Below are 16,318 nucleotides of genomic sequence, written 5' to 3'. Positions count from 1 at the left end.
ATATCCACTCTGTTTCTGTCGGGAACCGTCCGCGGAGCTGGTCATCAACACATCCTTATTGTCTGCTTCTATAGCAAGAACGTATGGCTACAATTCGTCAGTTGGTAATCGATATTCTCAAGCCGCACGAACCGACCATGCTCGTGATTGCACAACAGGTCGCAGACACTGACGGCGTCAGCGGTGTAAACGCTGTTCTCTTAGAGATGGATGAGGAGGTTCGCAACATCAAGTTCACCATCGAAGGGGAGGACATCGATTACGACAACGTTGTAGCGGTGATTGAAGATGCAGGCGCGAGCGTCCATTCGGTCGATCAGGTCGCCTGTGGAGAGTACATCGTTGAGGATGAACCGACGGCTCAGGACTAATGGCCCCGGAATCCGATTCGGCGTCGTTGGTACAGCGGCTCGGGAGTGATAAAGTCGGACCGATTGCGCGGCGATATTTTGTCTCGAATGGGTTCGATGGGGCGCTAACTGGTGTTGGGGTTACCGTGGGCGCGTATCTCTCTGGAGTGCCTGACGGACTGACTGTTATCAGTATTGGGCTCGGAGCTGCCATCGGGCTCTGCACATCTGGTGTCTGGAGTGTCTGGGAGATCGAACGCGCGGAGATGCGCGCCGAACTGCAGGAGACCGAAGCGGCAATGCTCACCGACTTGAGCGATACGCACGTCGAACGCGAGAAGATGAGCAATCAGGTTATCAACGCCGCTATGAGTGGACTTGGCCCGTTGCTTGGTCTTGTAATTCCCCTTATTCCATTCCTGATGGAAGGAACGGTGCTTTCGTTACTCCAAGCGACGCTCGTCTCGGTCGCCCTTGCAGTCGGTGTGTTGTTCACCTTCGGAGCCTACATGGCGTCGATTTCGCAGCAACGATGGTATATTGCTGGTATTCGGATGGGGCTTGCTGGCATCGTCGTTGCTATACTCAATGTCTTTCTGCCCGGCTAACGGTGACTGTGGAAACAGCAGTACAGCATCGGTCGAACTCTGCTCATCTGCGAGAACCGTTGAGTGCGATGAGCAGTGCGTCGGCCCGTACAGTTGTCTGGTATTTTCGCCATTTCCCGTCTTTCCGACGCGTCACGAGCCCAGCGTCGGTCAGCTGAGAGAGGGCATGGCTAATCGCACTATCGCTGACGTCGAGAAGCGGCGAAAACTCACAGACACAGAGTTCTTCACCTGCGATGTGGAGAATACGGACTATCTTATACCGCGTCTCGTTGGCGAGCGCGGACAACACACCAACATCAGCCGTGAGCGCGGGGCCACCAGCTGCTGCGTCTAACTCTTCAAGTTCAGCCAACCGTTGCGCTATTTCTTCATCACCACAGCCACCGCGTTCGTCCGTGAGATACCGCTGTAACCGCTCGGTCGAGGACATACTCTACACTTGAGTGTATCATAAAGTAAGTGTTGCGTACTGAGACGCGGATTCTGACGCGTATCCAGCATTTAGCCACCGTGTCTGCCGCCGCCTATTTATACGAGCGGGCAGATACCATCCCACAAAGAGCGGTGAGTGCAAGCGACGATTAGACTCAATCATTCGAAGAGATCACCTACAATCGGCGGTTCTCTCAGCTGCGTCTAAATGGATCTCCGACCAAAGCGCTTATCTACATATGAACAAATACTCAAACAACTCAGGTCAAAATGCTCCGAGGAAGACTGTAGAACGATACGAGGTATCGACTACTCAATTGAACAAATACTGCCAACATACGAATGACTGAACTCACGCTGTACGAAGAAGCGATGTGCTGTTCCACCGGCGTCTGTGGACCGGATCCGGACGCCGAACTCGTCGAAGTCAGTGCCGCCCTCGATCTGCTCGAAGACGACTACGACGTCGATGTGTCGCGGGCAAATATGCAACACAACATCGACCAGTTTCTCGAAACTCAGGAAATTGCAGATCTGCTCGAAGCGCACGGCCCGTCGATTCTCCCGATCACTGTCGTCGACAACGAGATCGTCGCCAAGGAGACGTATCTCTCGTATGACGAACTCGCATCGACTATCGAGAATTCTACCGACCCACAAGAAACATAGATGACCAGCAACCAAACGACAGCCAGCGAAATCGTTGAACCGCACAGCGACGATACCGAGTTCGTCTTTTTCAGTGGGAAAGGCGGCGTTGGAAAGAGCACCGTCAGCTGTGCCACAGCAACGTGGCTGGCTGACAACGATTACGAGACACTGCTGGTGACCACCGACCCGGCCCCGAACCTCTCGGACATCTTCGGGCAAGAAATCGGTCACGAGGTGACCGAGATCAGAGATATTGACAATCTCTCAGCCATTGAAATCGACCCCGATACGGCGGCTGAGGAGTATCGCCAGGAAACCATCGAACCAATGCGCCAACTGCTCGACGACGATCAACTCAAGACGGTTGAAGAGCAGCTCAACAGCCCGTGTGTCGAAGAGATAGCCGCTTTCGATAATTTCGTCGACTTCATGGATAGCCCCGCGTACGACGTAGTCGTCTTCGACACTGCACCGACCGGACACACTATCCGACTGATGGAACTGCCCTCGGACTGGAACGCCGAACTCGATAAGGGCGGCTCGACCTGTATCGGTCCTGCCTCCTCGATGGAGGACAAGAAGGCCCAGTACGAGCAAGCCATCAATACGCTTCAGAACGAGGACCGAACCACGTTCGCGTTCGTGGGCAAACCCGAGGAGTCGTCTATCAACGAAATAGAACGCAGCGCCTCGGACCTCGGGGAACTGGGCATTGAATCTCAGTTTCTCGTGATAAACGGCTACCTCCCTGAGTCGGTCTGTGAGGACCCCTTTTTTCAGGGAAAGCGAAACGACGAACAGGCAGCCATCGAGCGGGTACAGACCGAATTCGATGTCGACGCGATGGCCACGTATCCACTCCAGCCCGGTGAAATTGCGGGTCTAGACTTGTTGTCAGATGTCGGTAGTGTCATCTACGATGGCGACGAGTCGACTGTCGACGTCGGCGCAGCCACCGATGTCGATATCGAGCAATCGGTCGACGTCGATGCGCTGGCCAACCCGGAGTCGGTCGCCGAGCAGTTGACGCCCACCGACGACACCCGGTACCTGTTCTTCACCGGGAAAGGCGGTGTTGGCAAGAGTACCGTGGCTGCAACGTCGGCGACGAAGCTCGCCGAAGCCGGGTACGAAACACTGGTCGTGACGACTGACCCGGCCGCCCACCTGGAGGATATCTTCGGCGAAACTGTCGGCCACGAACCGACTTCGGTGAGCCAATCGAATTTGGACGCCGCCCGTATTGATCAGGAGAAAGCCCTCGAAGAGTACCGCGAGCAGGTCCTCGACCACGTCCACGAGATGTATGCGGATAAAGAAGGCTCCGAACTGGACGCCAAAGCGGCGATCGCGAACGTCGAGGAAGAACTGGAATCGCCGTGCGCCGAAGAGATGGCCGCACTGGAGAAGTTCGTCAGCTACTTCGAGAAGGACGGCTATGACATCGTCGTCTTCGATACCGCACCGACCGGCCACACGCTTCGTTTACTCGAACTTCCATCTGACTGGAAAGGGTTCATGGACCTGGGTTCGTTGACGAAAGGAGCAGCGCCAACGAAAAGTGATCAGTACGACGAGGTTATTGAAACGATGCAGGATCCAGCGCAGAGCTCGTTTGCGTTCGTCACATATCCCGAATTTACACCAATGATGGAAGCCTACCGTGCCGCAGCGGACTTGCAAGAACAGGTCGGTATCGAGACGGCCTTCGTCGTCGCAAACTATCTCCTGCCGGAGAAGTATGGCGACAATGCCTTCTTCGCCAACCGACGGGCCCAACAGAAAAAGTATCTCGGTGAAACCAAGGACCGCTTCGAAACGCCGATGATGCTCGCGCCGCTTCGTCAGGACGAACCGGTCGGACTAGATGAACTGCGCGCGTTCGGTGATGAGATCACCGGACTCGCAGAACTAACGAATAAACAGGAGGTGAGAGTCTCATGAGCGAAGTCCAATCTGGAGAGCAAGATATCGACGACAAACTTCGAACGTTCGTACAGACACTCAGAGAATCGGAGACGTACCGAGAGTTCGTCGAGGCAAGCAACGCACTCGAAAACGACGCAGAAGCGTCTGCGTTGCTCAGAGAATTCGACGAAAAGCAACAACAGCTCCAACGAGACGGATTCGACCAGTCGATAATGGGCGAACTTCAAGACCTCAAATCGGAGATGGCTGACAACGACACTATCCGACGACACCAAGTCGCCCAAGACGCGCTCGTCGAACTTCTACAGGAGACGAACGATGTGATAAGCGAGGAAATTGGTCACGAGTTCGCTCAGTCAACAGGAGGTGGGTGCTGTTGAGCACTACTGACGACGACGTTCTAAGCGCGGCCAAAGAACTCGGCGAGGAACTGACACAGACCCAGTCCGAGGCAACCGAATCAGAGTTCGAGGAAATACTCGTGCAGTGTAACGAGGCGATCAGCGAAGGGATTGGGATTCAGTACGACGACGCTTGTGACGCTGGCGGTTGCTGTTAATATCACGCTATATCAATAGCTTACACTCTGCTTTTCGTCACGGTGTCGATGACAATTAGAGAGAGTCGTTATCACTGTGTTTATTTTGACATCCACCTAAGCACTATTTACTGGGTCAAACTTAGTACATTATCTGTAAAGATTGCGAACCGGGCATCGAAGTACTTCAGGCGAAAGAGGATGACTTGCCAACGATTGCGATCCAATAGTCAAAGTTCAGGCATTTCATCAATTCGAGGAACGCCATCAACAGTGATCGTCTCGCCAACGATATGTGATGAATTAGAACTTGCAAGATAGACTGCAACATCGGCGATCTCTTCGGGAAGCGCGATGGACCGCTCGACTTCGGTGCGGTCAATCTCTGCTGCTGAGATACCTATCCCGGTTTCGACAGCTGGGGTTGCGACGAATCCAGGCGCAATACAGTTGACTCTGACATTATCGTCCGCCCATTCGTATGCTAGTGTTGTTGTGAGATTGATTACGGCTGCCTTCGCGGCGCTATAATGGCTTAGTGATGGCGTCCCGCGCTGCTTTGCAGCACTGGAAAGGCCGAAGTTGATCACTGTTCCACTGGCCTGCTTGAGATACTCGCTAGCAGCCTGAGTGCAGTGATACGTTCCATGGAGGTTGACATCAATAACAGTCTTCCACTCCTCCTCCGAGATGGTATCGAAGTCGGACATGACCCTCGTGCCGGCGTTATTGATGAGTGTATCCACAGTGCCAAATTCTTCAGCTGTCACGGCGAAAAGCCGATTAACAGCCTCACGATCGGTCACGTCACACTCGATAGCGAGCGCATTGTTGCCAGAATCTCGTATCTGTTCGGCAACGGGCTCGACGTTCTTCTGGGTACGAGAGCAGATAACAACGTTTGCGCCATCAGCGGAGAATCGTTTAGCAACGACTTCTCCAATCCCACTTGATGCTCCTGTTATAAGTACAGTCGTTCCGTCAACTGTGGTTTCAAGACTCATCATCGCCTCTCAATCAGTGTCGACATGGATTCGTGTGGTCTCATTACCGTATACGTATTTGCCGTACAATCATCGTAATCTCTGCCGGAAACCGGTTTCCGTGTTTAAATACTGAGCGACCCAAATTCATCGAAATGGCTCATCTACGACTGAAGATCAACGCAGCGGCAGTAGCGGATTGGTTGGCTACGCTCTCGACTGCGTTCCCGCAGGCGACGTTCAACGTATCAGCGACGATTCCCACGAACGAGGGCTTGCTCGGCATTGTCGAAGTTCAGACGTCAGACATCGGGAGACTCATGAGCAATATTGAGGTCTTAGTGGAAGTGGATTCATACGAGCTACTCCACACCGATGATCGGATGGTTGTGTTTCAGTTCACCAGCCGGATGACAGAGTCGTACGACGTACTCGTATCTTCGGGAACAGTTCCCCAATATCCCGTTAGTCTTCAAAACGGGTGGTATTCGGCCCAACTAACGGCTTCACAAGAGCAGCTATCGGAATATTTGGATCAACTAACAGAAATCGACATCCCGTATGAGATCGTCTCGTTGACCCACGCATACAACCCGAACGAGGTGCTCACGGACCGTCAATGGCAGGTAGTTACGGAAGCGGTCGAACGGGGGTACTACGAAGCAACTCGGCGCTGTACACTTGCTGAGTTAGCAGAGAAGTTTGACATCAACAAATCGTCGATGAGTAAACTGCTTCGTCGGGCCGAAAACAGGATCGTTACGGAGTTCGTCGCCGAAGCGTCCGCTTAGTGTGTCACTTTGAAGTTGTGACCAAACCAGCCGCTGTACAATTGTCCACGCAGACACGCTCTGTCATTTCTTGAACGAGCAAACGGTGACATGAGCAAATTGGTGAGTCAAAGTCAGTGTACTTCTTCAGTGACCGAATCTGGACGAGTCGATCGCTTCCACTAGGACAAGGACGATTGAACCCGACGCGTTAAATGAATCTGGAGTCAAGTAAGTGGATTTCTAATGCACGCCTGAACTCGAAACTCACATTGGTGTCATACACTTCAGATATATGTACGTATAATTAATCTATATAACCGACATCAGATATGGCTCAGACCTGTGCCATCCCACCGTCAACGTCGATTTCCGAGCCGGTGACGTAAGAAGCGTCTTCGCTAGCGAGGAACACTGCTGTCGCTGCAATCTCCTCTGGCTGGGCAAACCGGTCGATTGGTTGCTGCTCAACGATGTTGCCCAGTTCCTCGGTCGCCTGCTCGGTCGGAATACCCATTCGTTCCACGAGCGATGTCTCGACCGGACCAGGACTAATAGCGTTCACGCGGATTCCTTGCGGTCCGAGTTCGGCTGCTAACGACCGCGTCAGCGAGCGTAGCGCCGCCTTCGCCGCTGCGTACACCGACAATCCTGGGAGACCCCTTTCGGTCGCGCCCGTGGTAGTGAACATCACTGAACTGCTGTCGCTCAGTAACGGGAGGGCCGTCTGGACCGTGAAGAACGCACCTTTGAAATCGATGTCTGTAACCTGATCGAAGAAGTCCTCGTCGACCTCGTCGAACGGACGGATCTTCCCGACCCCGGCGTTCGCCACGAGGATATCAACTCGACCGAAACGCTCCTCGACGGCCGCATAGAGCTTATCGAGATCCTCGGCGTCGGTGACGTCACCTTGGACGGCAAGCGACTCATCCTCGCCGCCGAGCGCATCGAGCGTTTCGTCGAGAGTTTCCTGATTCCGGCCAAAGATCGCGACCGACGCGCCTTGCGCGTGAAACCTCTCGGCGATCGCTCGGCCGATACCGCTGTTGCCACCAGTGACGACCGCGACCTTGTTCTCTAGTTTCTGCTCGTTATACTCCGCTGTCTCTGTGTTGGTTGCTGCCATGGTTATCTCTCCTGCGTCGTTCGGTTGACTCAGGCCACGACGGCCTGATGTTCGTTTCGTCGAGCAAGTTCCCCATGAGGGAGCTGAACAGGCTATGCATGGTGATTTGCCCGTTACGTTTTATCGTAACAACGCTAGTTACGATTTGGAATCGTATAAACGCACTGCATTCTGATTGCTTCGACGTATCAGTATCGCACCAATAGAACGGCGATGGAGATTTAGCCACTCAGTACTGAAATGGAGCCATGAACAACACGCGGTTTCAAGCCGGTGTACACACGCTTGTCGTGCTGGCCGTGTGGGACAGGCCGACTACCTCCGAAACAATTTCCTACAGCGTCGACACGAATCCCGTAGTCGTTCGTCGGCTATTGGGGGACTTTCAGGACGCTGGTGTCGTCCGATCCCAGCGCGGCCGCAGCGGCGGATTTGAACTCGCACACTCTCCAGCGGAAATCACTTTGCTCGACGTCTACCGCGCCATTGATACCGGCCCATTGCTCCAATCCTACGACAACTATCCGAATAAGGAGTGTCCGGTCGGTTGTCGGATGCCTCCGGCGATCAGCGATATGCTCGCGTCCGCAGAGCAAGCCTTTGAGGAAAGACTCGCCGACGCGACGATAGCCTCGCTCACCGAGGAGATTGTCGCCGATGTTGAAGCCGAACACGAGCGTCCTATCATCGAAGTGGCAACTGAGTTTCGGGCACAGCAGCAAGAGACATAAAAATCCACTCGAAACTCAACACTGATGCGAGTTAGCGCCCTGTTCAGAGTAGGGTTGGATTGGCCACGGTCTGTGTTATTCTGATCGCTTCCGCGAGTAGGCGCTGCATCGCCTCAAGGTATATGTCTCGGATTTCTGGGACGACACAGAAACACAATTTGTGCCAGTAAGTACGCGAATGCTTCGAACGCATGATAGCGACCGCATCCAAGCGGTCGTCACTGAATCGCTCAGTGTGGCTCGCTAGACTATCGACTGATCTCTGATTCCCTCAAAGCCGAATGCGTCCGGACGTGGTTGCAAAACAGGTAGATCCAAAAATCGTTCAGACCGTTGGCTGATAGATCGTCCCACTCAGCGAAGCGGTCGAGCACCGTTGAGCCATTAATAATAATGACTCACATACGGATGTAAATATGATCGAACGTCTCGGCACTTATCTGACGCTCAGTGCAGCGTTCATCAGTTTCATGCGTTAATAGCGAGGCACGTTCTTTCGCTCTTTCTGACATCATCGTGAGTGGAGTTCATGATCAGAGAGCTAGCACTCATCGCAATGTGAGAGCATCATGAACTGAATCCCGAGGACGAAGAGCGATGGATCTGATGGTAATGATCCGCTCTGTCTACGTTTCTATTCAGCAAGGAATTGTTGTGTCTTCTCGTCATAGATACAATCGCTGCGAAGATAGGGTGCTGGATCATCACACTACCGGTATCATGTACTCGCCGATGGCCCACTAAGATATCTGAACGTGTATTTCTTGAATTTACATTGAACGAGTGGATATTTCTGATCTATCTTACCGACTAGGTTCGATGCCCCTTTGAGAGAATCCAAGAGGTTATACCATCGTGTCGTGTTGCTCGTTGCACGATTGCATGGTAGACATGACCTACACTGCTCTGTAAGGAGGATACGGTCCCAAGATCCCGTGTGATCTCATTCGACCGAGTCGATTACAGAAGTACTATTGTAATGCCCTCGGCTTGCACCTCCAGATAAGATTACGATTGGGAGAAAAGGACTGACGAGAGCTGCTTATCGTCAATAGAGAACGCCGAACCGTTACACCAGTAGATCTGTAATAGCACGGCCAGAGTCTGCGGTGTGGCGGATCGATAAAATGGTTTAGTGGGCATAGCAGCGATCGTAGCGAAGTCGGCCACCGTTCACGGAATTCATAACTGCCTCGGAGTTGTCATCGATGTTTTCGTGAGTCCGACGCTTCGGATTGAACCGGCGATCGCACTTGAGCGATTCCGTTGGGTCCATTGACTGGGACGTCGACCGTCGATCTCTTCCTCCAGTCACTGTTCTCGATGAAGTACCTGATCTCCTCGACGCCAAGTGTTGCGAATCTTTCGGTTGTCCACGAGTTTGTCGATTTCTCATTTGGCGGCATCACAGATCACGAACTGGTGGTTGGCATACCTGTCGTGTTGGTGGACGTGAAGCCCGATACGGTATTCAGTCTCATTCCAGATCGAGAGACCCTCTGTGATTTCCGTGACTGTTGCTCCGTTGTGCATTTCGGAAATTCCAACAATCTTGAATATTTCTTCAATCGAACGAATTTAGGTCCTCGACGGAGGTTTAGTATCATTTGATACCATATCACTCGGATGACGATCACTGAATTAGTAATTTTCAGTATTTCTCGTATGAATATATTCAATAATGTTGGAGGTACCATAGAAATATGCTAACATCCATCAATATTGGATGGTCGAGAACCCGTCATGTGAGGGGATATCCAACAATGACGAATCAGTCTTGCCTAGTCATTCGTTACTAACTTGATTCGGGACGATTTTGTCCTGTATCCTTGCTCACGAGCTGTATCAAATCCGCATACCGTTCGCTAACGATCGGCGTCGAAGACGTTCGTCCATCAACTGGTGACGGTAAAGGAATTGCACATCGTTGTCGTCGGTGGGATACGCGATAGAGGCTGGTGTCCGTGCTAGAATTCCCTCAGTGACGGGGCGGACAGCGACATGAGTAGCCGCTGGACAAAGAATGTCGGGTCGGTGACCGGGATGCTCCGAGATCGTAGTGTTGAGATGGCTGCCATCATATCCGACGAGGTGACCTCTCTGTCCTCGATTGACGAGGTCGTCAGGGTTGACGGCGGGTATATCGACACATCGTTGTGGCCACTCGTGCTGGATAAACATCACGTGTCACAGTATTTTTGAACCGAGGTCGACTCCACTTCATAGAGATCGGTAACCGTGAGCACGGAGACCACAGATGATCTCGTTAGAGGACCGAGACGGTACGCCGATCATCGCGGTCGGAATCGTTACACTGCAGAGCTCCCCGGTTGTCCGTCAGTCGGCGACAGGAGTGTTCACCCGGTTGATCGGGTCGTCTCCTTTGAGGACTCTGGCGACGTTCTCCGCCGTCTTACGGCGAAGTTCGGTCAGCGACTCCTCAGAGTACCACGCTACGTGAGGCGTACAGACGACCTTATCAAGGTCGAACAGTGACGAATTCGACGGCGGTTCGTTGGGGAACACGTCAATGCCGGCCCCGGCGATCTCGCCGTCCCTGACAGCTTCGGCGAGCGCCTGTTCGTCCACGATGGGTCCACGTGCGGTGTTGACGAGTACTGCCGAGGAACGCATCGCGGCGAATGCCTTCCGATCGAACAGATTCTCTGTCTCTTCGGTCAGTGGGGCATGAACAGAGACGGCGTCCGAGCGTTCGAGAAGCTCCCAGAAGCTCACCTGCTCGACATCGTGCGCTTCGAACACATCAGTCGAGAGGTACTCGTCGTACGCGAGGATCTCAAGGTCGAAGCCGCGGATCTTCTGCCTGAGTGCCTGCGGGATCGCACCGAATGCGACTAATCCCAGTGTCTTCCCCTCCAGACGATGAATGGGTGCCCCAACTTTCCAGTCCCAGCCACCAGCTCCCACATGCTCGTCGTATGAAACGACGTTGCGGGTTACCGCTAGCAACAGCGCCAGCGCGTGGGTTGAGACCTCCTCCTCACAGTACGACGGGACATTCGCAACCGTGATTCCGTGTTCGGTGGCTGCCGAGAGGTCGACGTTGTCGACGCCGACGCCATAGCGCGCCACGACCCGGAGATTGCTCAACGCCTCGAACACGTTTTCGTCTATCGGTACCTGCTGGTTGATGAGTGCGTCCGCGTCGGTCGCTCGCTCTACGATCTCGGCAGATGTCGTCGCGTCGATAGCAGTGACCGTCGCGTCGATGGTCGATAGCACGTTCCGTTCGATCTTCAGATCGGGATAGGTGTAATCGGTGATGATAATGTTGAAGGTCATGCTGTGATCGCTTTTAGAGGAGACGCGAGCCGCTTTCGTCGAATACCCAAAGCTCATCGCGGTCGAAGGCGATGCTTGTCCGCTCGCGGTTCCGGCCGATGCGCCCCTGAGTGACGGAGGCAACGATGCCAACATCACCGACGCTCAAGTGGACCGCGTCAGACTTACCCTGGGGCTCGATGACGTCGACTGTCGCCTCGAACAGCGGGTCGGAGGCGTCTACCTCCAGATACTCCGGGCGGATACCGAGTGTGACCGAATTACCGTCCATGCCATCGAACGCGTCTGCCCGTCGCTCATCCAAGTGCAGTTCGAACGTATCAGAGCGCAGTGTCACACCCTCTTTCCCAGCTTGTACCATACAGTCGAACATGTTCGTCGACGGGGATCCGATGAATTCGGCGACAAATTTGCTTGTCGGCTCGTTGTAGATTTCGTAGGGTGAACCGATCTGCTGGATCTGGCCGTCGTTCATCACGACGATCTTGTTGCCGAGGGTCATCGCCTCCTCCTGATCGTGGGTGACGAACACCATCGCGGTCCCAAGTGACTGATGGAGTTTCTTGATCTCTGTCTGCATCTGGTCCCGAAGGTTTGCGTCGAGTGCTGAGAACGGCTCATCGAGCAGGAATGCGGCGGGTTCCATGACCATCGCTCGGCCGAGGCTGACGCGCTGTTGTTGGCCGCCAGAGAGCGCAGAGGGACTTCGGTCGAGCAGATCTCTAATACCGAGGAGGTCAGCAACCTCCTCGACTCGCTCGCGCTTTTCCTTGCTAGAGAGGTCGGTGTTCATGTCGAGGCCGAATCGAATATTCCGCCTGACGGACATATGGGGGAACAGCGCGATCTGCTGAAAAACGAACGCCAGGTTGTGGTCCTTGGGTTTCTTGTACGTCACATCTTCGTCATCGATGAAAATGGTACCCGAGTCTGGCTCCTCGAGTCCCGCGATGCATCGGAGTGTCGTCGTCTTCCCACACCCCGAAGGGCCAAGCAGCACCACGAAATCGTCGTCCTCGATATCGAGATCGATGTTTTCGGCTGCGATAACCGTCCCATTGGCGAACGTCTTCTGAAGATCTTCGATGCGGATCCGGATGTCGGAGTCGTCCGCAGACAGATCTGTTTCCTGCTGAATGCTATCTGTAGCCATACTCATACAAAGGTGCACTCTCCTACTTAATAATATTGACCTCGGTGATCTCCGCCGTTCTGATGACACTGGTTTCCCTACCCCACGCAGATTGCTGCTCTAGTCGCCGCTGCTTCCCCAGGCGAACGCCAACCAGCCCCCATCGGCGTGAAGCACTTCGCCTGTCACGAAGTGGTCCCCCTCCACGAGGAAGCGTACGCAAGTGGCCATCTCTTCAGGGGACCCCCAGCGCTCAAGCGGGGTACGGTTTCGCACGTTCGCATCGGTAAAGCCGACTTCGGCGAGCGCCTCGTCGGTCATCTCAGTTTTGATGTAGCCGGGTGCAAGCGCGTTGACGTGGATACTGTGCTCGGCCCATTCGACCGACAGCGTCCGTGTAAGGTTATTCACCCCGCCTTTCGCAGCCGAGTACGCCGCCCGCTCGTGCAGCCCGACTTCGCCCATTATCGAGGAGATGTTGACGATGTGGCCGCCGTTGCCCTGCTCGATCATTCGACGGGCGGCCGCTTGGGCACCGAAGAACACTCCCGAGAGGTCCACGTCGATGACGTGTTGCCAGTCCGCCGGGTCGAATGACTCGGCGGGCCCTCTGACGTTCGTGCCGGCGTTATTGATCATGATGTCGAGCCGACCGAACTCGTCGACGGCTTCGTCGACAAGTGTGGCGACAGAGTCGGGATCGGTCACGTCGGCCGCGACACCGACGGCGGTTCCGCCGGCACGCTCAATGTTTGCGGCAGCGTGTTCCGCTCGTTCCTCCGAGCGTGAGTTGGTCACGACGTTTGCCCCAGCCACCGCTAGTTCCTCTGCGATGGCTTTTCCGATCCCGCTGCTCGATCCGGTGACTATGGCTGTCTGTTCCGACAGGGTCTGAGTCATGCAGTGGACACGACGTCGACAGAACTTGTAGTTTTCGCAGGTCCGATGGGTTCGATCACTCTCGCAGCGTGGCACTCACCCAAAGCTTTATTCAAATGGGTTGATCGGTATCGACATGGAGTACACGACACTCGGTCGCACTGGGATGAAAGTGAGTCGCATCTGCTTGGGATGCAACAGCTTTGGGAACCAACACGACTGGATGCTCGACCGTAAGGAAAGCCACGAAATCATCGAGCGAGCGATTGACCTTGGAATCAATTTTTTTGACACAGCGAATAACTACTCCTTTGGAGAGAGCGAACGCATCCTCGGAACGGCACTTGAGCCGTACGACCGGGACGCGATGGTGGTCGCATCGAAGGTGTACTTTCAGACCGATCCCAACAACCCCAATTCGGGAGGGCTCTCTCGCAAGACCATCGAACAGGAGCTCGACGCGACCCTCGACCGGCTCGGGATGGACACCCTTGACCTCTATCAGACCCACCGGTGGGACGACGACACGCCCATCGAGGTAACGCTCCGGGCGCTCGACGACGCTGTCCGTCGCGGGAAGACCCGGTACGTTGGCGCGAGCACGATGTGGGCCCACCAGCTCGCCCGAGCGCTGCATACAAGCGATGTGCTCGATCTGGAGCGGTTCGCCACGATGCAGAACCACTACAATCTCGCCTATCGCGAGGAAGAGCGCGAGATGATGCCCCTCTGTGAGATGGAAGGCGTCGGTGTCGTCACATGGAGTCCACTGGCGCGCGGTTTCCTCGCGCGTCCTCACGACGAGCAGTCGACATCGACTCGGACCCAAACCGACGAACTCCTCCACGAACGAGAGGCAGTCTACCGTTCCCGGGGTGGTGAGGAGATCAACGAGCGGATCGAGGAACTCGCCGACGAGAAAGGAGTGACAATGGCTCAACTCAGTCTGGCATGGCAGTGCCACAATGACTGGGTCGACGCTCCCATCGTTGGGACCACGAGCGTCGAGCACCTCGAAGATGCGGTCGAGGCCCTCGATGTCTCACTATCAGACAGCGATATCGCTTACATTGAGGAACCGTACAAGCCGGTCGAGGTTCTTGGCCATTCGTGAACCGTGATGGTCCGAAAGCGACAACGCACTATGTAATAATGTGGATACTAATTCTAACTCGCTGTTTTTGATGCTGTGGTTTCGGTGCACTGCGCTTGATGTCTCGGAGATTAGACGCTCTAATGAGGGTTCTGGACGGTGGCTTTGGGATTTATTTCTCAGAATTTGAACTCCATTGAAAATTGAGACGGGTAACGAGATGGATATTGGCTGTCTAACCGATCAGTTTCTCTCTTTCGACGACAACAACCTTGCTGTGCTGCTCCCACTAATGAATCGGTGTGGGAGAAAGTTTTAATAATATGTATTCCTCTCTTGGGGGTATGACGGAGCATGGTAAGCCAATCGGCCGTCGGTCATTTATGAAGTGTACTGGGCTTCTCGCCACAGCGAGCACTGCCGCGATGGCGGGCTGTCTCGGTGGAAACGATTCATCGACGCCCGGGACGGACGGGAGCGGCGTCCAGTTGCCGTACTGGACGTGGTATCCTTCCCAGTCAGAGTACGCGAACAATAGGGTCAAAGAGCTCGTTAAGCAGTTCGAGAACGAGCAATCGCTGACCATCCAAGGAAATTACACGTCGTTTGGGGACATCGCTGGCGGAAAGTGGCGCCAGAACATCGCTGGCGGTACGCGACCGGCGATCTACAACTCAAACAATTTCCTCTCCGGTCAGTTCATCAAGCCCGGCTGGATTGAACCCGCCGACAGCTACATGGACAGTATCGATGACTCAGTCCTAGACGGGATGGAGTGGAGCCTCAAACTGGCGCGTAACGTCTACAATGGCTACGACGCTGATGTCGTTGAGATGCCGACCGCGCTATGTTTGAGCCGACCCTTCGTCGCACGGATGGATCACTTCAAGGCAGCAGGCCTTAGTCCTGAGGACGACTTCCCGCCCAAAAACTACAACCACCTGGTACAGGTTGCAACGCAACTTCAGGAAGACGGTCCAGCCGACTACGGATACCAGATCTTCGGTGATCAGGGCGACATCACTGACGAGACGCTGGCAATGTGGACGACAGCGGAAGGTGGTGCCGACGGTCTGTTCCTCGCACCCGATTGGAGCGACGTGAACTTCGACAACGCGGTCTGGAAAGAGTGGTTCCGCAAATACGTAGACATCTTTCAAAAACACGAGCTATCTCACCCGAATTCGCCCTCAATGTCCGATGAGCAGTCTGTCCAACTGCTCATCGACGGTAAAGTTAGCATGATGCAGTTCAATTCGTTGAGCCACGGAATGTTCCTGTCACGAGCTCCTGACATGATTAAGGACGGAACTATCCAGTATGGACCTATGTGGAAGGGCGCCGCCAACAACCGCGGGGCGTACTTCATCTATGCCGCGGGAATCATGGGAGCACCCAAGGGAGTTGGACAAGATGAGTGGGCGAAAAAGCAGGCCGCGGGCAAGCAGTTCATCAATTTCATGCTCACAGACGAGTTCCAGAAGGAGCTCCACACGTTCACTGGCGGTGCACCGGTGAACAAAAACGTCTGGCCCGAAATCAAGGGAGCGTCCCACCGTCTCGGCGAAACGATGATCACTACTGCAGAGGACACGATCGCGGAAGTTGGATGGAGCTCACACCCTCAACACCTCACCGCGATGATGGGTGACACGCCTCCGATTTTGCAGAACGCTATTCGGGGGAAGACCTCGCCCGAAAAGGCGCTCGACGAGGCTGCAAAGCGAGCGCGACAGCAGATCGACTTCAGCATGTAGCACCGCACGCCGCTCGCCTTGCGCGAGGGC

Annotated in this window: 19 protein-coding genes; 11 read left to right on the top strand and 8 right to left on the bottom strand. The window is 54.5% G+C overall.

Going from position 1 to position 16,318, the window contains the following annotated elements:
- The first annotated feature begins 83 nt into the window (after positions 1 to 83).
- Together MW898_RS23065 and MW898_RS23060 are read left to right on the top strand one after the other, a co-directional pair.
- On the top strand, positions 84 to 371 hold the full coding sequence (locus tag MW898_RS23065; RefSeq protein ID WP_248910623.1) for a DUF211 domain-containing protein: 288 nt from the start codon (positions 84 to 86) through the stop codon (positions 369 to 371).
- Positions 371 to 958: a VIT1/CCC1 transporter family protein gene (locus tag MW898_RS23060; RefSeq protein WP_248910622.1), complete on the top strand. Its 588-nt coding sequence runs from the start codon at positions 371 to 373 to the stop codon at positions 956 to 958. Before MW898_RS23065 ends, MW898_RS23060 begins: the two co-directional genes overlap by 1 nt.
- Before the next feature lie 43 nt (positions 959 to 1,001).
- Here the strand turns inward: MW898_RS23060 and MW898_RS23055 are convergent, their stop codons facing one another.
- Positions 1,002 to 1,391 carry an ArsR/SmtB family transcription factor gene (locus tag MW898_RS23055; protein ID WP_248910621.1) on the bottom strand — a complete coding sequence of 130 codons (390 nt, stop codon included), beginning with the start codon at positions 1,389 to 1,391 and terminating at the stop codon, positions 1,002 to 1,004.
- A 344-nt stretch (positions 1,392 to 1,735) separates the two neighbouring features.
- On the opposite strand from MW898_RS23055, the gene arsD reads away from it, so the two are divergent.
- The 4 genes from arsD to hcsS are packed head-to-tail and all read left to right on the top strand — an operon-like array spanning position 1,736 to position 4,532.
- A complete protein-coding gene (arsD, locus tag MW898_RS23050) occupies positions 1,736 to 2,062 on the top strand; it encodes an arsenite efflux transporter metallochaperone ArsD (RefSeq protein WP_248910620.1) in 327 nt (108 codons plus the stop codon).
- The gene (arsA, locus tag MW898_RS23045; protein ID WP_248910619.1) at positions 2,063 to 3,988 is read left to right on the top strand and encodes an arsenical pump-driving ATPase; all 1,926 of its coding nucleotides are present in this window, start codon (positions 2,063 to 2,065) and stop codon (positions 3,986 to 3,988) included. It begins immediately after the preceding gene.
- Positions 3,985 to 4,353, top strand: a complete 369-nt coding sequence (hcsL, locus tag MW898_RS23040) for a halo-CC-star protein HcsL (RefSeq protein ID WP_248910618.1) — start codon at positions 3,985 to 3,987, stop codon at positions 4,351 to 4,353. The genes arsA and hcsL overlap by 4 nt, the downstream gene beginning before the upstream one ends.
- Positions 4,344 to 4,532 carry a halo-CC-star protein HcsS gene (gene hcsS, locus MW898_RS23035; protein WP_248910617.1) on the top strand — a complete coding sequence of 63 codons (189 nt, stop codon included), beginning with the start codon at positions 4,344 to 4,346 and terminating at the stop codon, positions 4,530 to 4,532. The genes hcsL and hcsS overlap by 10 nt, the downstream gene beginning before the upstream one ends.
- A gap of 209 nt (positions 4,533 to 4,741) precedes the next feature.
- Here hcsS and MW898_RS23030 read toward each other — a convergent pair whose 3' ends face one another.
- Positions 4,742 to 5,518: an SDR family NAD(P)-dependent oxidoreductase gene (locus MW898_RS23030; protein ID WP_248910616.1), complete on the bottom strand. Its 777-nt coding sequence runs from the start codon at positions 5,516 to 5,518 to the stop codon at positions 4,742 to 4,744.
- A 131-nt stretch (positions 5,519 to 5,649) separates the two neighbouring features.
- On the opposite strand from MW898_RS23030, the gene MW898_RS23025 reads away from it, so the two are divergent.
- The gene (locus tag MW898_RS23025) at positions 5,650 to 6,285 is read left to right on the top strand and encodes a helix-turn-helix domain-containing protein (protein ID WP_248910615.1); all 636 of its coding nucleotides are present in this window, start codon (positions 5,650 to 5,652) and stop codon (positions 6,283 to 6,285) included.
- Between the two features lie 316 nt (positions 6,286 to 6,601).
- Here MW898_RS23025 and MW898_RS23020 read toward each other — a convergent pair whose 3' ends face one another.
- Positions 6,602 to 7,393, bottom strand: a complete 792-nt coding sequence (locus MW898_RS23020) for an SDR family NAD(P)-dependent oxidoreductase (RefSeq protein WP_248910614.1) — start codon at positions 7,391 to 7,393, stop codon at positions 6,602 to 6,604.
- A gap of 248 nt (positions 7,394 to 7,641) precedes the next feature.
- Here MW898_RS23020 and MW898_RS23015 point away from each other — a divergent pair, with 248 nt between their 5' ends.
- Positions 7,642 to 8,124 (top strand): Rrf2 family transcriptional regulator, encoded by a 483-nt coding sequence (locus MW898_RS23015; RefSeq protein ID WP_248910613.1) that lies wholly within the window; start codon positions 7,642 to 7,644, stop codon positions 8,122 to 8,124.
- 1,132 nt (positions 8,125 to 9,256) lie between these two features.
- Here the strand turns inward: MW898_RS23015 and MW898_RS23010 are convergent.
- Positions 9,257 to 9,400 (bottom strand): hypothetical protein, encoded by a 144-nt coding sequence (locus tag MW898_RS23010; RefSeq protein ID WP_248910612.1) that lies wholly within the window; start codon positions 9,398 to 9,400, stop codon positions 9,257 to 9,259.
- Between the two features lie 116 nt (positions 9,401 to 9,516).
- A complete protein-coding gene (locus MW898_RS23005) occupies positions 9,517 to 9,657 on the bottom strand; it encodes a hypothetical protein (RefSeq protein ID WP_248910611.1) in 141 nt (46 codons plus the stop codon).
- A 468-nt stretch (positions 9,658 to 10,125) separates the two neighbouring features.
- Between MW898_RS23005 and MW898_RS23000 the strand changes: the two genes are divergently transcribed.
- Entirely contained in the window at positions 10,126 to 10,326 is a 201-nt protein-coding gene (locus tag MW898_RS23000; RefSeq protein ID WP_248910610.1) for a hypothetical protein, read from the top strand.
- Positions 10,327 to 10,461: 135 nt separating this feature from the next.
- On the opposite strand, the gene MW898_RS22995 is transcribed toward MW898_RS23000, so the two are convergent.
- From MW898_RS22995 to MW898_RS22985, 3 genes are all read right to left on the bottom strand, one after another.
- Positions 10,462 to 11,427, bottom strand: coding sequence for a C-terminal binding protein (locus MW898_RS22995; RefSeq protein ID WP_248910609.1), 966 nt, complete (start codon positions 11,425 to 11,427; stop codon positions 10,462 to 10,464).
- A 13-nt stretch (positions 11,428 to 11,440) separates the two neighbouring features.
- Positions 11,441 to 12,586: an ABC transporter ATP-binding protein gene (locus tag MW898_RS22990; protein WP_248910608.1), complete on the bottom strand. Its 1,146-nt coding sequence runs from the start codon at positions 12,584 to 12,586 to the stop codon at positions 11,441 to 11,443.
- Between the two features lie 93 nt (positions 12,587 to 12,679).
- Positions 12,680 to 13,459: an SDR family NAD(P)-dependent oxidoreductase gene (locus MW898_RS22985; RefSeq protein ID WP_248910607.1), complete on the bottom strand. Its 780-nt coding sequence runs from the start codon at positions 13,457 to 13,459 to the stop codon at positions 12,680 to 12,682.
- A gap of 115 nt (positions 13,460 to 13,574) precedes the next feature.
- Here MW898_RS22985 and MW898_RS22980 point away from each other — a divergent pair, with 115 nt between their 5' ends.
- Together MW898_RS22980 and MW898_RS22975 are read left to right on the top strand one after the other, a co-directional pair.
- Positions 13,575 to 14,552, top strand: a complete 978-nt coding sequence (locus MW898_RS22980; protein ID WP_248910606.1) for an aldo/keto reductase — start codon at positions 13,575 to 13,577, stop codon at positions 14,550 to 14,552.
- Positions 14,553 to 14,875: 323 nt separating this feature from the next.
- Positions 14,876 to 16,288 (top strand): ABC transporter substrate-binding protein, encoded by a 1,413-nt coding sequence (locus MW898_RS22975; protein ID WP_248910605.1) that lies wholly within the window; start codon positions 14,876 to 14,878, stop codon positions 16,286 to 16,288.
- Positions 16,289 to 16,318: the final 30 nt, after the last annotated feature.

It is taken from the genome of Halocatena marina, from assembly GCF_023276375.1.
Lineage (GTDB): Archaea > Halobacteriota > Halobacteria > Halobacteriales > Haloarculaceae > Halocatena > Halocatena marina.
This window is presented reverse-complemented; position numbering and strand designations above follow the sequence as displayed.

Excerpts from the sequence above, each read along its gene's own strand:
- MW898_RS23065 (WP_248910623.1), top strand. The coding sequence starts at position 84 with ATGGCTACAATTCGTCAGTTGGTAATCGATATTCTCAAGCCGCACGAA.
- MW898_RS23060 (WP_248910622.1), top strand. The coding sequence starts at position 371 with ATGGCCCCGGAATCCGATTCGGCGTCGTTGGTACAGCGGCTCGGGAGT.
- MW898_RS23055 (WP_248910621.1), bottom strand. The coding sequence starts at position 1,391 with ATGTCCTCGACCGAGCGGTTACAGCGGTATCTCACGGACGAACGCGGT.
- arsD (WP_248910620.1), top strand. The coding sequence starts at position 1,736 with ATGACTGAACTCACGCTGTACGAAGAAGCGATGTGCTGTTCCACCGGC.
- arsA (WP_248910619.1), top strand. The coding sequence starts at position 2,063 with ATGACCAGCAACCAAACGACAGCCAGCGAAATCGTTGAACCGCACAGC.
- hcsL (WP_248910618.1), top strand. The coding sequence starts at position 3,985 with ATGAGCGAAGTCCAATCTGGAGAGCAAGATATCGACGACAAACTTCGA.
- MW898_RS23030 (WP_248910616.1), bottom strand. The coding sequence starts at position 5,518 with ATGATGAGTCTTGAAACCACAGTTGACGGAACGACTGTACTTATAACA.
- MW898_RS23025 (WP_248910615.1), top strand. The coding sequence starts at position 5,650 with ATGGCTCATCTACGACTGAAGATCAACGCAGCGGCAGTAGCGGATTGG.
- MW898_RS23020 (WP_248910614.1), bottom strand. The coding sequence starts at position 7,393 with ATGGCAGCAACCAACACAGAGACAGCGGAGTATAACGAGCAGAAACTA.
- MW898_RS23015 (WP_248910613.1), top strand. The coding sequence starts at position 7,642 with ATGAACAACACGCGGTTTCAAGCCGGTGTACACACGCTTGTCGTGCTG.
- MW898_RS23010 (WP_248910612.1), bottom strand. The coding sequence starts at position 9,400 with ATGGACCCAACGGAATCGCTCAAGTGCGATCGCCGGTTCAATCCGAAG.
- MW898_RS23005 (WP_248910611.1), bottom strand. The coding sequence starts at position 9,657 with ATGCACAACGGAGCAACAGTCACGGAAATCACAGAGGGTCTCTCGATC.
- MW898_RS23000 (WP_248910610.1), top strand. The coding sequence starts at position 10,126 with ATGAGTAGCCGCTGGACAAAGAATGTCGGGTCGGTGACCGGGATGCTC.
- MW898_RS22995 (WP_248910609.1), bottom strand. The coding sequence starts at position 11,427 with ATGACCTTCAACATTATCATCACCGATTACACCTATCCCGATCTGAAG.
- MW898_RS22990 (WP_248910608.1), bottom strand. The coding sequence starts at position 12,586 with ATGAGTATGGCTACAGATAGCATTCAGCAGGAAACAGATCTGTCTGCG.
- MW898_RS22985 (WP_248910607.1), bottom strand. The coding sequence starts at position 13,459 with ATGACTCAGACCCTGTCGGAACAGACAGCCATAGTCACCGGATCGAGC.
- MW898_RS22980 (WP_248910606.1), top strand. The coding sequence starts at position 13,575 with ATGGAGTACACGACACTCGGTCGCACTGGGATGAAAGTGAGTCGCATC.
- MW898_RS22975 (WP_248910605.1), top strand. The coding sequence starts at position 14,876 with ATGACGGAGCATGGTAAGCCAATCGGCCGTCGGTCATTTATGAAGTGT.